Source organism: Bacillus sp. FSL K6-1560 (assembly GCF_038592935.1).
Classification (GTDB): Bacteria; Bacillota; Bacilli; order Bacillales; family Bacillaceae; genus Bacillus; species Bacillus subtilis.
The window spans coordinates 1804321-1821879 of record NZ_CP151946.1 but is presented as its reverse complement, the minus strand read 5'-3'; the positions used below and the strand labels follow the sequence as shown (position 1 = coordinate 1821879).

Sequence of the window (17559 nt, the reverse complement as noted above, 5' to 3'; positions counted from 1 at the left end):
TTCAATATACTCACGTTTTTATTAAAGCACGTAATGAAAAAAAGGAAAAGACATTTAGTCCTTTCCTCCTGTTTTTATAGGTCTTTATATATAGGTTCTGCATTTTTTAGTTTTTCAACCTTTTCTTCCGATCCGTCTTTGGCATTGATATACATTCTGAATGTGTCATTTTCAATTGTCCCAAGCATTTCGTAGCATAACACTTCTTGACCTAGTTCATTTGTAATCAAAGCGAGCCTTGTTTCTCTCACTTGTACATTTTTATTTAATTTAGACTTTGCCTCTGCTTCAGTAATTGCAGGCTTAGGTATGGTTCTTTTTCTGTGAGATGTGAGGAAGTCTCTTGCTGAAAAGCCGACAACCTCACCGTCATCCAAGGCCACTTTCATACGAATTGCCTCGGGGTACATCCGGACTTTATTTTCAACAGGAACATATGAAAATACACCGATTTTATCATATTGCGCACTTTCATCAATTTCCAAATCATCTGTTTCAAATCCGTTTTTCTTTAAAAATGCAAGCGCTCGGTTCGATCCGTCATTTAAACTGATTTTCTGATCTTTCACTTCTCTGTTTTGGATCAAGTATACCGGATGCCCGCCCTTCTTCGTAATATCCATATAAATCACTGCTTTATGGTCTGGATCTTTCATGCTGATGCTATATACATCGCGATTTGTTTTTTTTCCGCTCTTTACCACTTTAATTGAATAATTGTCATCTGGGGCAAAGCGCTCAGCAATATGTTTTGCTTCCTGTTCGGAAATTTGTTTTCCCTTCAGATGGCTGAAGCCTTTCTCTTCTTTTTTCGTGCTGGTGAAACTCGGACCAAGATCAGTGCCAGTGGAGAATGCACCAACATTTTTTTCGACTGTTTTAAAGCTGTTGATAATCGTATTATCACTTTGTTTTTCGTCAGAAGCCAGGGCCATTTCTACGTCCATCCAGCGAAGGTTTTTGCTCATGACAAGGTGCTGAACATGACGCAATTCATTTTGTATATCTTCGGACTGCTGATATAGCTTATTTAGTGATGTATACTCGTTTTTATCAAGCGGCTTTTGGTCCAAATCTCTGACTGACGTTTTATAGCTGAAATCGCCGATCTTTGATAATAGCTCTTCAGTTTTATTAAACGGCATTAATGTAAGCGGCAGCTGACTGACACTGTTATGAGCTTCTGATGTAATCCTCCACACATCGATCAATGCAGGCGACAGTGATTTTTGGCTGTTCATGGCAAGTGTTGTTCCGATTTTATCATGAAGCTGATCCATCTGATAGGTAAGCTCATGAAACGCCCGCTGATAGTTATTTTCAGCATGAAGAAGAACTGCGTCTTTTTCCTGGTGTTCTTTGTATCCCCAGTAGCCTGTACCGACTATTGCAATACCAAGCACGGCGATTAAAATTCCTCTGATCATTTATCACACCTCTTTTTATGCTTTCTCATATCTGCTACTCACAGAAAATGTGTTTACCGATTCTTTTAATCTGTGGACGCCCCCAAATCCACGGACTTGTAGCCGTATCCGGATTAAAGTAGTAAAGTGCTTCCTCTGATGGGTCCCAGCCATTGATGGCATCCAGCACTGCTTCTCGGGCCGTTTCATTCGGCTGCATGTAAATTTGTCCGTCGGCTACTGCTGTGAAGGCAAGCGGCTCAAAAATAACCCCCGCTACTGAATTTGGAAATAACGGGCTGTTCAAACGGTTTAAAATGACTGCTGCAATAGCAACCTGCCCCTCGTACGGCTCGCCCCGGGCTTCGCCATAAACCGCTTGAGCAAGCAGCCTGATATCGTTGTTGGAAAATCCACCAGGCATGTTCGCTGCTACCGCATCCTGTTTTCTTGCTTTTGCTGGTGTATTGTTTTGCTGTTTATTCGCATTCGCTTTAGGCTGCTGCGTTGTTTTTTCCGCAGGCTGTTTCTGCCTCGCTTCCGCTTGCTGTCTTGCTTTTTGTGTTGCTGCTTTTGACGGTTTCGTCTGATACTTCAGCGGGATTTTTCCGTAATGCGTGAATGTATTCCCTTTATTGAGCTGTTCCATAACATATTCACGATAGTATTTTGATTTACATATTAAGGTTTGCTTTGTTTTAGCTCCTACAAGGCCGTCAACCTCTTTTAACCCGAATTGATCCTGAAAATTCCGAACTGCCCAGTACGTCCCCCATCCATAAACCCCGTCAATTTTTCCGTTATAATATCCGTTGTATTGAAGACGCGCCTGAAGCTCGACCACATCATCCCCGGTTGCCCCTCTTTGAATGACCTGATTCGAAAAGGCAGAGATCGTTTCAGTATTAATAAACGTCGTTATTGTAAAGGAAAAAAGGATGAGACATGCCATAATCGATCCTTTGGACTTCATCTTTTCAAGCCTCCTACTGCAAATTTTTAAGTGTAATCGTATTTTCTGTAACGAGGTTATTTTTATACACTCTTTCCTTGTTATCCCTCAGAACATAAAAACTGCACACAAAAAAGCCGCACGGTTGCTGTGCGGCTTCTATACTTGCATCATATTAACGGAACGGGCTTTTTTCGCTTTACGCAAACCAAACCACCATAAAAACACCATAAATGGAAGCATATAATAAATCCAATTGCTAAGCGCTGTTAGGATAAAATCATATGATCCATGCAAAAGAGATGGGACAACTAAAGAAAGAGTAAGCCACTTTACACGCGCCTTATCAGCGGAAAAACGGGCTTTTCCAAGGTAAAATCCCATTATAACGCCAATCAAGGCATGGCATGAAACAGGCAGCAGCGCCCTGACAAACGCATGCTCCACGCCGTGGCCAATTAAATAAAGAATATTTTCGAGGGTTGCAAAACCGAGTGATACACTTGCACCGTACACAATCCCGTCATAATGCTCATCAAAGTGGGCGTGCGGGTAAACACTGATCATCAGTATAAACCATTTTAATGATTCCTCCAAAAACCCCGAAGATAAAAAAGAAACGAAAAAGCTTCCGCCTCCTACATTCTCTTTTTCAAGTACATACTGGATAAACATGATGGGAAATACAAGAACAACCCCGAGAAAAAACGACCGTAGCACCATATGTACAGGTTCATTATCATACTGATCTTTTAAATAAAAATAACTTAATAACGCGATGCCGGGGGCAATTCCTGCAGAGATGATTGCAAACATCAGGCAACCTCTTTCCTTTATATTCCTACGTCTATCCTACCATGTTGTTTAAAATTTTACATCTGTCTGCACTTAAAAAAACAAAAAGAGCATACGAATGCATCATATGCTCCTCATCTTTAATGGTTTTCTCTTTTGGCGATTTCCGCTGCGATATGCCCCCCGTGAAACCTGCCGTTTTCAATAAATATTTCATTTGCATTGTTTCCCGCAGCAATAACACCGGCAATAAAGACACCTTCAACGTTCGTTTCCATCGTTTCTTCGTTGAAATATGGACGCCCTGTTTCTTTATCAATTTCAACACCAATTTTTTCAAGAAATTGATGATCAGGATGATAGCCTGTCATGGCAAATACAAAATCATTTTTAATGGTAATGAGTGCTTTCTCTCCGGAGCGATACACAACTTCATCCTCGGTGATTTTTTCGACACAAGCGCCAAATTCCATACGGATTGTACCGTTTCTGACGAGGGCTTCAAATTCCGGCAGAATCCACGGCTTAATGCTTGGAGAATACTCATTGCCCCTATATAAAACTGTGACACGCGCTCCAGATTTCACGAGTTCAAGGGCAGCGTCCACGCTTGAATTTTTCCCGCCGATAACAACAACATCTTTATCAAAATACGGGTGGCCTTCTTTAAAATAATGAAATACTTTCGGCAAATCCTCACCGGGTACATTCATATAGTTTGGATGATCATAATAGCCTGTGGCGATGATACAATATGGCGTCGTGTAGGTCTCTTTTGACGTCTCAATAACGAATGTGTTTTTTTGCGTTTTCGTCACTTTATGCACCATTTCAAATGCGTTAACACGGATGTTTTTCCGTTTGACGACTTCCCGGTAATACGATAAAGCCTGAATTCTGACAGGCTTCCTGTTTTCCGTAATAAATGCCACATCTCCGATTTCGAGCTTTTCACTTGAGCTGAAAAAGGTTTGATGCGTCGGATAATTGTAAATACTGTTAACGACATTGCCTTTTTCGATGACGAGGGCATCAATGCCAATTTGTTTTAGGTGAATGGCAGCAGATAGTCCGCAAGGCCCTCCGCCTATAATAATTGCTTTTTCTTGAATCATTTCTGTCAACTCCTGCGATTGGCATTTCACTTCATATTTTCTATTTCCGAATAAAAAAATCTCCTATTTTATCATAGGAGATTTTTTATTTTTATGCAAATCATCAACTTATATCCAGCCTCTAAAACGCGAAGCTTCAGCCATTTTGCGAACGCCGACCATATATGCAGCGAGCCTCATGTCAATTCTTCGGTTGTTAGCCATTTCATAAATATTGTTAAATGATTTGACCATCATTTTTTCTAATTTTTCTTCTACCTCTTCTTCACTCCAGTAGAAGCCTTGGTTATTCTGAACCCATTCAAAATAAGAAACTGTTACGCCACCGGCACTTGCCAGCACGTCTGGTACAAGCAGAATGTCCCGGTCTGAAAGAATTTTTGTTCCTTCAAGCGTTGTTGGTCCGTTCGCTGCTTCAACGACAATTTCAGCCCGGATATTATGGGCATTTTCTTCTGTAATTTGATTTTCAATCGCAGCAGGAACGAGAATATCACAATCCAGCTCCAGCAGCTCTTGGTTGGTAATGGTATCGTTGAAAAGCTTTGTTACGGTACCGAAGCTGTCGCGTCGGTCTAGTAAATAATCGATATCAAGGCCTTCCGGATCATAAAGTCCGCCATACGCATCTGAGATGCCGACAACTTTTGCCCCCGCATCATGCATAAATTTTGCCAAATAGCTTCCCGCGTTTCCGAAGCCTTGGACAACGACACGCGCACCTTTAATATCGATGCCTCTCTTCTTAGCCGCTTCTTTAATACAGATGGTAACACCTTTTGCTGTCGCAGATTCTCTCCCGTGAGATCCGCCAAGCACAAGCGGTTTGCCTGTAATAAATCCAGGCGAATTAAATTCATCAATTCTTGAATACTCATCCATCATCCAAGCCATGATTTGTGAGTTTGTAAATACATCCGGTGCCGGCACGTCTTTTGTCGGGCCGACAATTTGGCTGATCGCTCTGACATACCCTCTGCTCAGACGCTCAAGCTCTCTAAACGACATATCCCTTGGATCACAAACAATTCCGCCTTTACCACCGCCATATGGAAGATCAATTATGCCGCATTTTAAACTCATCCAAATTGAAAGCGCCTTCACCTCTTTTTCTGTTACGTTCGGGTGAAAACGTATCCCGCCTTTCGTTGGACCGACAGAGTCATTGTGCTGCGCACGATATCCTGTGAAAATCTTTACTGAACCGTCGTCCATACGAACAGGTATTTTTACCGTTAATAACCTCATCGGCTCTTTTAACAATTCGTATACCTCTTCGGGATAGCCCAATTTTTCCAGAGCCTTATGTATTACGGTTTGGGTTGATTTTAATACATCAAGTTTGTCCTCTTCTGTATGACCGGTGTTTCGATCGGCTGCCATTTGAGTTAACCTCCTAGAATCTTCTGTTTCTCACATGCTCCCTTTCAGAGAATAGTATACACCTTCATATGATCTGTGCATAGAATAAACGTTATGTTTTTCCATGTTTTTTAAAGAAAAAAAACTGCTGAAATCAGCAGTTTTCCGTTGCATTCTTATGAAAAATGAGTTTGTATCGTTTCTACAGCATTACCGTCCATAATGAGCTTACCATACTCTTGCAGGCGATAAATCGTTAAAGTTGTCGGATTGCCGTATTCAGCCAGAACCGCCACAACCCCTTCAGCCGTATGTGACCCTAGATCTTCAAGGCTTAAAAAGTACTGCCCGTCATAGTGGTAGACAGTTCCCCCTGTGATACCGATTCGCTGTAAGCTTTCTGAAAGCTGAATGATATCTTCAAAGGAATGGAATTGATATATGATGTCCGCGCTTTCATCAAGCTTGACTTGCATTTCGATGTAATCATCATCATACTCATCGTCTTCTGAATCGGCGTCTTGGTTCTTTGTTACAATCACGACCATCCCTTGTGCTTGGAGAGAATACACTTCCACTGCAATCGGTCCATTCGCTTCAAAGCCGAGCTCTGTATTTGCTTCATTCATCATATCTTTAAATAACTGGTGGACTTTGAATGAGTCCTTCCAGAGGTCTTCTTTTGTCAATCCCCGGTCTGTCAAATCATCGAGGGTTAAAAAGATTTTGATCTTATTATAATTCAGACGCTCAAGCCGCATAACGTTCCCTCCTGCCTCTACTTGCACACAAATCATATAACACATTATATGAGATGATGAGTCATAGGTTCTTAATTGTTATCAGTTTACACTGAGTTCACTAGTAAGACAAGCACAATGCAGTTTTTATTGCCATATGGATTTTTGCTTTTTAGAAGTTATTCTGGCCCGCAAAGAGTCACAATGTGTGTTTCAGGCTCAGCACCTAAACGAAGAGGCACTTTTGTCGTGCCGTAGCCGTTGCTGATCAGATATGCCGCGTTTTTAACAATACCTGTTTTCCCCAGTTCATAAGGGCCAAATTTTCCAAACCTGATCTGGCCTCCATGGGTATGTCCGCTGAGTATCACATCAATACCGTCATCTTCATTGATTTGTTCATGAATCTCCGGATTATGACAAACCAGAATATTCAGCTGGCTTTCATCAAGTTCTTTGATGGCTTCCTCATAATGATCCATCTCCATCCTGATATCATCAACCCCCGCAATCGCAATCGTATGCCCATTGTATGAAAACGGGACTGACTCATTTCTCAGAGTGATGACGCCGTGCGCTTTAAATATGGAATACAGCTTATGCTGCCTGACTTCATAATCATTATTCCCCCACACAAACACGATAGGGACCCCGAAATGTACGAGCCTTTTGATGTTTTCCTCGATTCTCGCACTGGGCACCCCGCCCTCAGCTAAATCACCGCCGATTATAACCAAGTGAGGGGCATGGCTTCGCGCTTTTTCTAAAAGGTCTTGATCGATGAGACGTTTGTGAATGTCTGAAATAAAAAAGATTGTCAGAGGCGGCTTGCCCTTCATCTTTGATAAAGGAAACGTATGTGTCTTCAAATGATTGCCTTTTGCTGTTGCATACATTTTTGCCGTCATTGCCGCTGCCGCAACAGTTAGTACACCGGCAATTTTCACTGATAGCTTCATAAAAAACTCTCCATTCTTTTTAGAACTTATCAATAAGACGGACAATAAAAAAAAGACGTTTCTATCGTTTGAGAAAACGCCCCATTTTATTTACTTTCAAAATATAGATTAATGTCATATTTGTGCTTCATCATATGAAAAACAGACTCTCTCGCCTTCCATTTATCGGGCTGCGGCCAGAGATCAGTGCTTTTCTGAATAATTTCACATCTCAGTTTATGGAAATCAGTCTCGGATTTTTCTTCCTTTTTCTTGAAATAATATGAAGTGCAGTAGGCAAAAGCGGTTGCCAGCATCCAAAATAAATAAAAGGTATGGCTAAGTATTTCTTGAAGTATAAGCTGAGGCTCCGGGCTTTTGATCATGATCATAACACATAATAAGCCTAGGCAGATAAGTGAAGCCCATCGCCATCTGCGGCATTGTGCTGCATAATTTTCGAATTTTTGTTTTCGTTTTACCAGCGCTTGGAGCATCTGTTTGGTCGGCGCGTCTGTAAACTGATCCAGCTGATTCCATAAGGATTCCATACGCTTCACACCTTGTCCATTTTCATTGCTATAATATATGAACGTAAAATAAAAATAATACCCTATTCATCCATTAAGGGGATGTCCAAAACTTGTCCGGTGTAAACATCATTTCCATTCAGATGATTATACGCTCGAATTTTTTCTTCTCCTGTCCGGCTTTTATAATACTTCATGGAAATGCGGTATAGCGTTTCTTTCTTTTGGACGGTGTGCTTGACAACGCGATTCGGCACATTTTGAACTGGCTCAGCCGGCTGCTGTTGCTGTTCTTGCTGTTGTACTGTTGATTGGGAAGAGGAAGCAGCCGCGGCGGTTGCTTCCTCCTTATTTGCCGAGTCTTCTTTTTCCGCTACAGCAGTCTGTTTCTTATCATCAGCGGTTTTTGCCGGCTCTTTTGGCTTGGAATCTTCAGGCTCTTTTTTTGACTCCTTCTGCAGTGCGGTCTCTTTAGTGTCTGCGGTATCGTTTTTATCCTCTGATTTCGGGACAACCTCATATTTGCTTTGGCTGCTGTCAATAAAAACATCTTCATAATCGTCATGATTATCCGGGTGGCTCTTTAGATAAAATAAGGTGACTAAAACGATAACCGGCACAAATACAAATATTACTGCGAGTACTGTGAATAATGGCGTTTTTGTTTTGCCTTGCTTTTTTTTCTGTTCTCTTTGATTTTTTACAGATTGTCTTGTCGGAAGGTTTTCTCCATCATCGACATAATCGTCCGCCAATGCGGCGTTTTGATCTTCATAAAGATTCTGGGCTTTTCTTCTCTCTACTCTTGACATGTTCGTCATGTTTATCCCTCCTCACATGTTCAAAACGAATCTGACAGGCAAACACGGCATCAATGATAAAATGCGCCGTCATCGGAACAAATAAGTTGCCGGTCCATTCATACATCAGACCGAGCAAAAAGCTGATTGCTGTCACCATAATAAATAACAGCCATTTTGACAAATACCGAAAGTGCAGAGCGGCAAATATAAGACTGGCCGCCCATAAACCGATATGAGTCTGCAGCACTCCTCTGAATAACATTTCTTCCGCGAAAGCAATCAGAAGCGTTAAAAATATAATATGAGGGATTGACCTCTTACTGAATATTTTTTTATTGATTCCGCCGTCATCATATAAATGAGACGGAAACCATTTCATTACTGCCACATCGGCTAAAATAACAATAACAGCTATAGAAACACCATACCAGATGATTCGCATATCGCGAATGTCCCAGAGCTTTAATACGTCCCGTACATCCTCAAAAAAGAACAGTCCTGCTGCAGCAGCGGCAAAGATGATGAGTAGCTGCGTCAAATATAACTGCTTCAGCATATCACGGTCAGACATATGCTGAATATAATCTTTTTGCTGTTTCAGTTCAGCTCACCTACAGTCCGCAAGCTGAATATCCGGTGCAATTCCGAACTCCAGCTGTCTAATGGCGCCATTTTACTCCGTTCCCCTTTTTGTTCATACAAGGATAAATCAAAACCGCAATGTGAACAGCACGGGAGGTTTCCGTCATCGGGCTCGTATGATTCATCAAAGTAGGTTAACAGTGCCTGCCTTAAACAGCCGTCACGCTGAAGCAAAAATGATACACGGTGCATTTTTTCCAGCTTCAGCTCCATGCGATATGAAATTTCTTTCTTCATCAGTTCAACTGATGTTTTTCCCTGCATAAAGAGATGAATCATCATACGGGCCTGTGTCTCTCCGACGCCATACTGAAGTAATACGTCACGCAGCCTTCTCTCATCCCGCTCCTCCGTCTTCTCTAGCACACGGATTACGTCGGCGATTTCTTCAGCTGTGACACTCTCCATCTGGATAATTTGTTCCTGCAATTCAAAATCCCCTGGCGCCCGCAGCAAAATGCTGACACTCGGCTTTCCGTCGCGTCCCGCTCTGCCGATTTCCTGCATAAAAGCTTCTGCCGTCTGCGGGGAGTGAAAATGAATCACATATCTGATATCAGGTTTATCGACACCCATTCCAAACGCATTCGTACAACATATCACATCAAGCTGGTTATGAATAAACTGCTGCTGAATTAAAATCCTGTCCCCTGACTCCAAACCGCCATGGTAAAAGTCGGCTCTGCTGCTCGTTTTGCTTTTAATCTCACCCGCTAATTCCTCAGCCCATTTCCGTGTTGGACAATAAACAATTCCCGGGCCTTGCAGATTTTCAACCAGCTGAATGACCCTATCTATTTTTTCGGCAGTATCCGCCGCATTTTCAACCCTCAGTGCGATGTTTGGGCGGTTGACTGAGTTGAGATGGCGTACAGCATGCTGCAGCTCCAGCAGGTTCATGACATCTTGCAGCGTTTCCTTTGTAGCCGTGGCGGTCAATGCCAGAACGGGCGGGTGACCAAGTTTTTTTCTCAGCTGTCCGAGCTTTGAATAATCAGGCCTGAAGTCGTGTCCCCATTCAGAAATACAATGCGCTTCGTCAATAACAAATAGGCTGATCGGGACGCTTTTCAATTTTTCCAATACATATGGAGACTGTAAAGCTTCAGGAGACAAGTACAAAAATTTATATCGATGAATATGTTCTAAAACAAATTGTCTTTCCTGCCTGTTAAGCATGCTGTTCAAAGCTGCAGCACGCTTTTCCCCCCGGGCTTTCAGCTGCTGCACCTGATCCTCCATTAAAGAAAGCAGTGGAGAAACGATTAATACCATGCCGTCAAGCATATAACCAGGCAGCTGGTAGCAAAGCGATTTCCCTCCCCCAGTCGGGAGCATTGCAATGGTATCCTTCCCGCTGAGTATGCTTTCAATAATGTCCTGCTGCCCTTTTTTAAAGGAAGTAAAACCAAAAAACTGATATAACGTTTGCTGTAATTTAGTCATATTGCTGCACCTGCTTTGTCAATGCCAGTCTGATTTGAAAGTAGCTGAACCGCTGTTCCAGCCCGTCGCGAATTTGTTTGATTTTATTCGTCCGCATCCGTTTGGCAAACTCTGCGATTTGGAGCTGGTCTTCTGCTGATACATAATCATTAATCATAAACGTAGGCTCATGGAGAGAAATCTCGACAATGTGGTCTTCAATCGTCGCTGTTTTCAGCTTTCTGATTTCAGCAATTCGATGTATCGGAAACCCTTGTTTGACCATCTGCCATGTTTTCCTCGTCGACTCTGTCAGGGCATTATCTAAGTGCACATCAGAAAGAAGATCCTTTAACAAAGCATCTTCACACTCCGGAAGAGAATGAATAAAATAATGTACCGAAGCCCAAAACATGATATAGACATACCATTCGTCTTCTTTCAGCGTATCAGCAAGCTGCCTGCTCGTATAACCGATCCGATGGTGCGAGGTTAAGGAGTAGACAAAAATTTGCGCTGCTTTGTTTTCAATCTTTTTCAAACGCGCCTCAAGCATGGCAAAAAGGCTTTTTGCCATCTCTATATGATCCGTATGCCGGGACAGGTATTTCTTTACCCAGTGAAGTGTCTTATGATCCTTTGTGACAGGGATATACTGCCTGCTCCCTTGCTGTTTATGGGATAAGACCTGCACAAGCAGCGAAAGCCTTTTCCAAAGCACGCCGGCAGCCTGCTGATAATGAGCGCCGTGACAATGAACGGGCCACGGCCGCTCGCTAAGGGAATGTCTCAAAACTGCTGCGCCGCTGGCTGTCACTTTGTATGTATCTGTTTCAGACATTGGCGCGAGATATGAATGCTTTTCAAGCTTGTCAAGCGACGCAGAAATATCGCTTCTCGAACATTTTGCCGCCATTCCAAAGTATTTTGCAGTCTGAAATAAGCCGGCATCTTGAATGGTCTGTGACGATCTCTTGCCTTTGAATAGGTGAAAAACAGCGCTTCCCGACCGTTCCCCGTTTATTTTGCAAAGGCAATCGAGAACCATAATATCGAAGTAATTTAATGACAACCTATCCACCTACATTCTTCCTGACAAAAATCGTTGATTTGCTCTTTTTATTTTAACAGATTTCAAACAGAAATCGACGTTTAAAGTCATCATTAAGGGGGATGTTATGTAGATAACCCCTTATGTGATAAGCATTCTCAATCATTTTTCTGTTGAAATGTGGCAGCAACATCATTACAATAAGTAAGAGGAATAGGTGTTAAATTGATTAAATATAAAGATTGATCCATTTGTTCCACCAAGAACAATCTGGGAGGTTTTATTCATGGCAAAGTACACAATCGTAGACAAAGATACATGTATTGCATGCGGCGCTTGCGGAGCTGCTGCACCAGACATTTACGATTACGATGATGAAGGCATCGCGTTCGTAACGCTTGATGAAAACAAAGGTGTTGTCGAAGTTCCTGAGGTACTGGAAGAAGATATGATTGACGCATTTGAAGGATGCCCTACTGATTCCATCAAAGTGGCGGATGAGCCATTTGAAGGCGACCCGCTTAAATTTGAATAGAAGTAACAAAAAAGCTCCCGAACGGGAGCTTTTTTATTTAATGGATATGTGCACTTCTGTGCTGCTCAATCCATGGCTTAAGCTTGATAAAAATTAGTGAAAATACAACCGTAATTACAATACCTTTTATCATGTTAAACGGCAGGATACCTGCGACGACTGCTGTTTTTAGCGCGCTGTCGGATAATGCCGGTGAATGTAAAAACCACGTGTATGCCGGAAGAATCAGAACATAATTTAAAATACTCATTAAAATGGTCATCGCTGCAGTTCCCAAAAGCAGGCTGACAGCCAAGCCCTTTGCTGAGTTGAGTTTTTTAAATAAGAAAGCAGTCGGTAATATAAAGAGTGTTCCTGCAATAAAATTCGCAACTTGCCCTACAGGAACTCCGGCCATGCTTCCCTGAATGATATACTGAAGAACATTTTTTATCGCTTCTACGGCAATACCCGCCAAAGGTCCGTAAATCAGAATGGCAATAATAGCGGGAACGTCGCTAAAATCGATTTTTAAATAATCCGGAAGACCCGGAAACGGGAAATTTAACAGCATCAAAACAAATGCAATGCTGCTCAGCATGCTGACCACAACTAATTTTTTTACTTTCACTTCATTCTCTCCTTTTCGATCACATCTTACTCGAAAACGGAAAGGTTCTTTTCCAGCCAATAAAAAAAACCGCTTCATATATAAAAGCGGGGTTTCGAAAATTAGGCTAGGCAAAGAAACGTTTGAAAAATTCAATTTCAAAACGCTTATGAACCTCCATCTTCTCCCATCCAGACTGTACTGTCGGCTCCGGAATCTCACCGAATCCTGCTGTAAAGACAGCTCGCGGGCTTAGAGCCATTGGCTCATCACCGCCGGTAGGGAATTTCACCCTGCCCCGAAGATTGATCATATGAAATTTAATTACATTATAAACGATAACTGGTTGGCTGTATAGAGAATTGCTTCAAATTATATATATTACCTGCAAGCTGTCAAATCATTGATTTATTAGGCTTTACTTTTATCCTTTACTGCGTCAATACACGTTGACACTCTTTTGAGAATATGTTAAATTATCAGATATTTAGTTTGTCAATTTAGGAGGAAATCTAACGATGTTTCGAGTATTGGTCTCAGACAAAATGAGCAACGACGGTTTACAGCCACTTATTGAATCAGACTTTATTGAAATCGTTCAAAAAAACGTAGCAGATGCAGAAGATGAATTACATACTTTTGATGCTCTTTTGGTGCGAAGTGCGACAAAAGTAACAGAAGACCTTTTCAACAAAATGACTTCTTTAAAAATTGTCGGAAGAGCCGGTGTCGGTGTCGATAATATCGATATTGATGAGGCTACGAAACACGGGGTAATCGTGATCAATGCTCCGAACGGCAACACCATTTCGACAGCTGAGCATACATTTGCAATGATCTCTTCTTTAATGAGACACATTCCGCAGGCTAATATCTCAGTGAAATCCAGAGAGTGGAACCGCACAGCTTATGTGGGTTCAGAGCTCTATGGAAAAACGCTTGGTATTGTAGGATTAGGCCGAATCGGAAGTGAAATTGCACAGCGTGCGAGAGCGTTCGGTATGACAGTGCACGTTTTTGATCCTTTCTTAACGGAAGAAAGAGCGAAAAAAATCGGCGTAAACAGCCGTACATTTGAAGAAGTGCTTGAAAGTGCGGATATCATTACCGTTCACACGCCTTTAACAAAAGAAACAAAAGGCTTATTGAATAAAGAAACGATTGCAAAAACGAAAAAAGGCGTTCGCTTAATTAACTGTGCGCGAGGCGGAATTATCGATGAAGCAGCACTTCTCGAAGCTTTGGAAAACGGGCATGTTGCGGGAGCGGCTCTTGACGTTTTCGAAGTTGAACCGCCAGTTGACAACAAACTTGTTGATCATCCATTAGTCATTGCCACTCCTCACTTAGGAGCATCAACGAAAGAAGCACAGCTCAATGTCGCCGCCCAAGTGTCAGAAGAAGTTCTGCAGTTCGCAAAAGGCCTGCCTGTCATGTCAGCTATTAACCTGCCTGCCATGACAAAAGATGAATTTGCTAAAATTAAGCCCTACCATCAAATTGCAGGAAAAATTGGCAGCCTTGTATCACAGTGCATGAAAGAACCAGTACAGGATGTTGCCATTCAATATGAAGGCACAATTGCTAAACTTGAAACATCGTTCATTACAAAAGCCCTTCTGTCAGGCTTTTTAAAACCGCGCGTTGACTCTACTGTTAACGAGGTCAATGCCGGGGGTGTCGCAAAAGAACGCGGCATCAGCTTCAGTGAAAAAATTTCCTCTTCTGAATCTGGATACGATAACTGCATCAGCGTAAAAGTGACAGGAGACCGCAGCACCTTTACTGTAACGGCTACGTATATTCCTCATTTCGGAGAACGAATTGTCGAGATCAATGGATTTAATATTGATTTTTATCCGACAGGTCACTTGGTGTATATCCAGCATCAAGATACAACAGGTGTCATCGGCCGAGTAGGACGTATTCTCGGAGATAATGATATTAACATTGCAACTATGCAGGTTGGCCGTAAGGAAAAAGGCGGAGAAGCCATCATGATGCTTTCCTTTGACAGACATCTGGAAGATAAAATTGTGAAAGAACTAACAAATGTCCCTGATATTGTGTCTGTGAAGCTCATTGATCTGCCATAATAAAAAAACTCAAGCTATATAGCTTGAGTTTTTTTATTGTTCTATCCTCGTGTGTTTTTATGCAAAATATCTAAGACACTCCTTAGCTCAGAAACAGGTATTTGACCTGGTGCGGACGCCTCTTCTCCAGCTCCAAAAGTACAAGCCGATCCAAAAACCTCACCGCTCAGCCTGCTGATGAGCCCTGTTGCAGCCATTGACATTGTAATAATGGGGCGGTCTGCATATTTTGTTTTCATTGTATACGTCGCATCAAGCAGCGTTAGGAGATCTCCAGTATCATTCGGCATAACAGCCATTTTGGGAATATGTGCCCCTAAATCCTGCATTTTCCGAAGTCTTGAAAGAATCTCATCTTTCGAAGGCGTTTTTTCAAAGTCGTGATTTGACATCACCACATAGACGTTGTTTTCTTCCGCCATCGATACTAACGCTTTTACATTTGCATCTCCTGAAAATAATTCGATGTCTATCAGATCGATGTCTTTTGTTTGGATTGCCGATTCCAGCAAAGCAAGATAGGAGCTTTCGTCCATCTCCATGCTCCCGCCCTCTTTGTGGGTTCTGAATGTAAATAGAAATAGCTTGTCTTCTAAAGATTTACGAAGCTTAGACATGAGCTTTGTGACCGCTTCTCTGTCATTAGCTTTTTCAAATACGTCGACTCTCCATTCAACAATGTCCGGATTCAGTAATTTTACTGCCTCTGCTTCATTCAGAATTTGTTTTTCCGTCTTTCCCATCAGCGGAACGATGATTTTCGGCATTCCTTCCCCGATGGAAACTCCTTTAATTGTTAACACGTTCACTCATCTCAAATCCTTTCAATCGTTACCTTGTTTTATTATACACGCACAACTTTTTTTTGAAAATTTCTATTATATGAATAGCAACTAAAAAAAGAGCCTCAAAGGGCCCATTTTAGTTTAAGAAAATCGGATTTGGAGCAGCCGGTACCGGAATTGCATCTGATACGTCATATTTGCCGATTTTGTTTGTTCTGGTTTCGGTAAAGGTCACTTCTGTGAAGCCAAACTCTTTTGCGGTTAAAAGAAGTCCCTCAATCATTAAAATACTGGCAATAGAATCCTCAACTTCTGAGTCCTTTGAGAAACGGATATATAAGTGCTTCTGTTTCTTCGTTACAGATTGGACAGTACCCGCTTGAATAAGCGGTGTTGTATCTTTTTGACTGCTCGATTCCATTTCATTAATCGCTTCTTTTACCGTATCAAATGTTTTTTCTGACGGAATGAGAAAGTTTCCTTGTTTATTTTTGTACAAGTAGTAAGCTCTTTTTGACTGTTTTGGAATCGAAATTTCCGTAAAAGTGCCATATGAGCCAATCCGAACCCCAGTCTCATTTTGATCCGATAAAAATTTGACTTTTTCATAAGGACTCCATTTTAAGGATTCTTTAAGCAATTTTTTTAACAGTGTATCATCTTTTACAGAAAATGCCGTAGCTGGCTGATGGACTCGTATACTTAATTCCTTCTGCTTTGGTTTTTCTTTTATTTCTACTTCATCTATGAAGGATGGAATTGTAATGGCATGATCCAAGATATCCAATTCACTACTTACAGTCAGCATGTCCTGGATCGTTTGGTATGCATTTGTTTTTTGAATGCTGACAGGTATGATTGCAGATGTATCGGCATCAGCAACTGCTACAGTGATGTAATTGTCTTGTTCCTTTTCAGTTACAACAAACAATGTATGATCCAGGGATGATGCAGCTTTTGGGCTGTCTTCTGTCTCAGTTTTCGTTACTGCGTTCTCTTGGGACGCTTCTTTTTGTTGAGGCTGTGCCTGATCAAAGAAATGAGGAGAAATAATGAAGGCGATATAAACCGCAATTGCAGCGGCACACGCGGGGCCAATCCACCTGACAGCGGGCTTATTTTTACGCTTTGCCATCGTCAGCCGCTTGTAAATATCCTGAGGCGAACGATGGTCTTTAACTGCCGGAAGTTGACTTAACAACTCCTTTATCTGTTCTTCGTTCCATTCTGACTTCATCATCCATTAGCTCCTCCCTCAAAAGCTCCATATGTTTCCGAAGTACTTTGAGCCCTCTGTGTTGGGTCGTTTTTACTTTGCTTTCCGAGAAGCGCAGAGCCTTGGCTGTTTCCTGTATTGAATATCCCTGAATAAACCGCAAGATAATCACAGCTCTTTGATCGATTGTACATTGATCAAGCGCAGCATAAATTTCCCGGACATTTTCATGTTGAACCGCAAGTTCGTCCGGGAGCAATTGCTGATCCCTGACATCCTGTGTATCCCAGTCAAATGTACCGAGTATACGCTGTCTGATTGTTTGCTGTTTACGAAACCAGTCTATCGCAACATGGCGTGCGATAGACAAAAGCCATGTTTTTTCACTGCTTCTTCCTTCAAACGTATGATAAGAATTTAATACCCTGATATAAACCTCTTGAAGAAGGTCTTCTGTCTGGTTTTTATCCTTTACCATATAAAATAAAAATTGGTACAAATCTTGATGATATGTATCATATAATAATTGAAAGGTTTCTTCCATTTGAAACCCCTCCGTTCACTTTTTTGTCGTATGAA

Annotated in this window: 18 protein-coding genes and 1 riboswitch; of the genes, 2 read left to right on the top strand and 16 right to left on the bottom strand. The window is 41.7% G+C overall.

The window, feature by feature from the left end:
- Positions 1-74: 74 nt before the first annotated feature.
- The 12 genes from ypeB to NYE22_RS09865 all read right to left on the bottom strand — a co-directional run bounded on the left by ypeB (position 75) and on the right by NYE22_RS09865 (position 11780).
- Entirely contained in the window at positions 75-1427 is a 1353-nt protein-coding gene (ypeB, locus tag NYE22_RS09920) for a germination protein YpeB (protein ID WP_064671065.1), read from the bottom strand.
- A 34-nt stretch (positions 1428-1461) separates the two neighbouring features.
- The gene (gene sleB, locus NYE22_RS09915; RefSeq protein ID WP_015714181.1) at positions 1462-2379 is read right to left on the bottom strand and encodes a spore cortex-lytic enzyme; all 918 of its coding nucleotides are present in this window, start codon (positions 2377-2379) and stop codon (positions 1462-1464) included.
- Between the two features lie 138 nt (positions 2380-2517).
- Positions 2518-3174: a glutamic-type intramembrane protease PrsW gene (gene prsW, locus NYE22_RS09910; RefSeq protein ID WP_003230542.1), complete on the bottom strand. Its 657-nt coding sequence runs from the start codon at positions 3172-3174 to the stop codon at positions 2518-2520.
- Between the two features lie 119 nt (positions 3175-3293).
- Complete coding sequence (locus NYE22_RS09905) at positions 3294-4268, bottom strand: YpdA family putative bacillithiol disulfide reductase (RefSeq protein ID WP_161986175.1); 975 nt, start codon at positions 4266-4268, stop codon at positions 3294-3296.
- 108 nt (positions 4269-4376) lie between these two features.
- Positions 4377-5651, bottom strand: a complete 1275-nt coding sequence (gene gudB, locus NYE22_RS09900; RefSeq protein ID WP_161986176.1) for an NAD-specific glutamate dehydrogenase — start codon at positions 5649-5651, stop codon at positions 4377-4379.
- Between the two features lie 155 nt (positions 5652-5806).
- Positions 5807-6391, bottom strand: a complete 585-nt coding sequence (locus NYE22_RS09895) for a genetic competence negative regulator (RefSeq protein ID WP_003230533.1) — start codon at positions 6389-6391, stop codon at positions 5807-5809.
- Positions 6392-6549: 158 nt separating this feature from the next.
- Positions 6550-7329 carry a metallophosphoesterase gene (locus tag NYE22_RS09890; RefSeq protein WP_003230532.1) on the bottom strand — a complete coding sequence of 260 codons (780 nt, stop codon included), beginning with the start codon at positions 7327-7329 and terminating at the stop codon, positions 6550-6552.
- A gap of 86 nt (positions 7330-7415) precedes the next feature.
- Positions 7416-7859 (bottom strand): YpbF family protein, encoded by a 444-nt coding sequence (locus NYE22_RS09885; RefSeq protein WP_003230531.1) that lies wholly within the window; start codon positions 7857-7859, stop codon positions 7416-7418.
- Between the two features lie 62 nt (positions 7860-7921).
- Positions 7922-8659, bottom strand: coding sequence for a LysM peptidoglycan-binding domain-containing protein (locus NYE22_RS09880; RefSeq protein WP_038828566.1), 738 nt, complete (start codon positions 8657-8659; stop codon positions 7922-7924).
- Positions 8610-9212: a CPBP family intramembrane glutamic endopeptidase gene (locus tag NYE22_RS09875; protein ID WP_167553949.1), complete on the bottom strand. Its 603-nt coding sequence runs from the start codon at positions 9210-9212 to the stop codon at positions 8610-8612. The genes NYE22_RS09880 and NYE22_RS09875 overlap by 50 nt, the downstream gene beginning before the upstream one ends.
- Before the next feature lie 26 nt (positions 9213-9238).
- On the bottom strand, positions 9239-10729 hold the full coding sequence (locus NYE22_RS09870) for an ATP-dependent DNA helicase RecQ (protein WP_049141253.1): 1491 nt from the start codon (positions 10727-10729) through the stop codon (positions 9239-9241).
- Positions 10722-11780, bottom strand: a complete 1059-nt coding sequence (locus NYE22_RS09865; protein WP_124048238.1) for a helix-turn-helix domain-containing protein — start codon at positions 11778-11780, stop codon at positions 10722-10724. Before NYE22_RS09865 ends, NYE22_RS09870 begins: the two co-directional genes overlap by 8 nt.
- Positions 11781-12045: 265 nt before the next feature.
- On the opposite strand from NYE22_RS09865, the gene NYE22_RS09860 reads away from it, so the two are divergent.
- On the top strand, positions 12046-12294 hold the full coding sequence (locus NYE22_RS09860; protein WP_003225461.1) for a ferredoxin: 249 nt from the start codon (positions 12046-12048) through the stop codon (positions 12292-12294).
- 37 nt (positions 12295-12331) lie between these two features.
- Here the strand turns inward: NYE22_RS09860 and fmnP are convergent, their stop codons facing one another.
- On the bottom strand, positions 12332-12904 hold the full coding sequence (gene fmnP, locus NYE22_RS09855) for a riboflavin transporter FmnP (RefSeq protein ID WP_342412486.1): 573 nt from the start codon (positions 12902-12904) through the stop codon (positions 12332-12334).
- Positions 12905-13058: 154 nt separating this feature from the next.
- Positions 13059-13193, bottom strand: a riboswitch (FMN riboswitch).
- 208 nt (positions 13194-13401) lie between these two features.
- On the opposite strand from fmnP, the gene serA reads away from it, so the two are divergent.
- A complete protein-coding gene (gene serA, locus NYE22_RS09850) occupies positions 13402-14979 on the top strand; it encodes a phosphoglycerate dehydrogenase (RefSeq protein WP_004398713.1) in 1578 nt (525 codons plus the stop codon).
- A gap of 41 nt (positions 14980-15020) precedes the next feature.
- On the opposite strand, the gene aroD is transcribed toward serA, so the two are convergent.
- From aroD to sigX, 3 genes are all read right to left on the bottom strand, one after another.
- A complete protein-coding gene (gene aroD, locus NYE22_RS09845) occupies positions 15021-15788 on the bottom strand; it encodes a type I 3-dehydroquinate dehydratase (protein ID WP_041849977.1) in 768 nt (255 codons plus the stop codon).
- A gap of 112 nt (positions 15789-15900) precedes the next feature.
- Entirely contained in the window at positions 15901-17004 is a 1104-nt protein-coding gene (locus NYE22_RS09840) for a sigma-X negative effector (RefSeq protein ID WP_342412485.1), read from the bottom strand.
- Positions 16940-17524 (bottom strand): RNA polymerase sigma factor SigX, encoded by a 585-nt coding sequence (sigX, locus tag NYE22_RS09835; RefSeq protein WP_003230521.1) that lies wholly within the window; start codon positions 17522-17524, stop codon positions 16940-16942. The genes NYE22_RS09840 and sigX overlap by 65 nt, the downstream gene beginning before the upstream one ends.
- Between the last annotated feature and the right edge of the window lie 35 nt (positions 17525-17559).

Bases quoted from the DNA above. Each gene is read 5' to 3' on its own strand.
- ypeB (WP_064671065.1), bottom strand. From the start codon at position 1,427: ATGATCAGAGGAATTTTAATCGCCGTGCTTGGTATTGCAATAGTCGGT.
- sleB (WP_015714181.1), bottom strand. From the start codon at position 2,379: ATGAAGTCCAAAGGATCGATTATGGCATGTCTCATCCTTTTTTCCTTT.
- prsW (WP_003230542.1), bottom strand. From the start codon at position 3,174: ATGTTTGCAATCATCTCTGCAGGAATTGCCCCCGGCATCGCGTTATTA.
- NYE22_RS09905 (WP_161986175.1), bottom strand. From the start codon at position 4,268: ATGATTCAAGAAAAAGCAATTATTATAGGCGGAGGGCCTTGCGGACTA.
- gudB (WP_161986176.1), bottom strand. From the start codon at position 5,651: ATGGCAGCCGATCGAAACACCGGTCATACAGAAGAGGACAAACTTGAT.
- NYE22_RS09895 (WP_003230533.1), bottom strand. From the start codon at position 6,391: ATGCGGCTTGAGCGTCTGAATTATAATAAGATCAAAATCTTTTTAACC.
- NYE22_RS09890 (WP_003230532.1), bottom strand. From the start codon at position 7,329: ATGAAGCTATCAGTGAAAATTGCCGGTGTACTAACTGTTGCGGCAGCG.
- NYE22_RS09885 (WP_003230531.1), bottom strand. From the start codon at position 7,859: ATGGAATCCTTATGGAATCAGCTGGATCAGTTTACAGACGCGCCGACC.
- NYE22_RS09880 (WP_038828566.1), bottom strand. From the start codon at position 8,659: ATGACGAACATGTCAAGAGTAGAGAGAAGAAAAGCCCAGAATCTTTAT.
- NYE22_RS09875 (WP_167553949.1), bottom strand. From the start codon at position 9,212: ATGTCTGACCGTGATATGCTGAAGCAGTTATATTTGACGCAGCTACTC.
- NYE22_RS09870 (WP_049141253.1), bottom strand. From the start codon at position 10,729: ATGACTAAATTACAGCAAACGTTATATCAGTTTTTTGGTTTTACTTCC.
- NYE22_RS09860 (WP_003225461.1), top strand. From the start codon at position 12,046: ATGGCAAAGTACACAATCGTAGACAAAGATACATGTATTGCATGCGGC.
- serA (WP_004398713.1), top strand. From the start codon at position 13,402: ATGTTTCGAGTATTGGTCTCAGACAAAATGAGCAACGACGGTTTACAG.
- NYE22_RS09840 (WP_342412485.1), bottom strand. From the start codon at position 17,004: ATGATGAAGTCAGAATGGAACGAAGAACAGATAAAGGAGTTGTTAAGT.
- sigX (WP_003230521.1), bottom strand. From the start codon at position 17,524: ATGGAAGAAACCTTTCAATTATTATATGATACATATCATCAAGATTTG.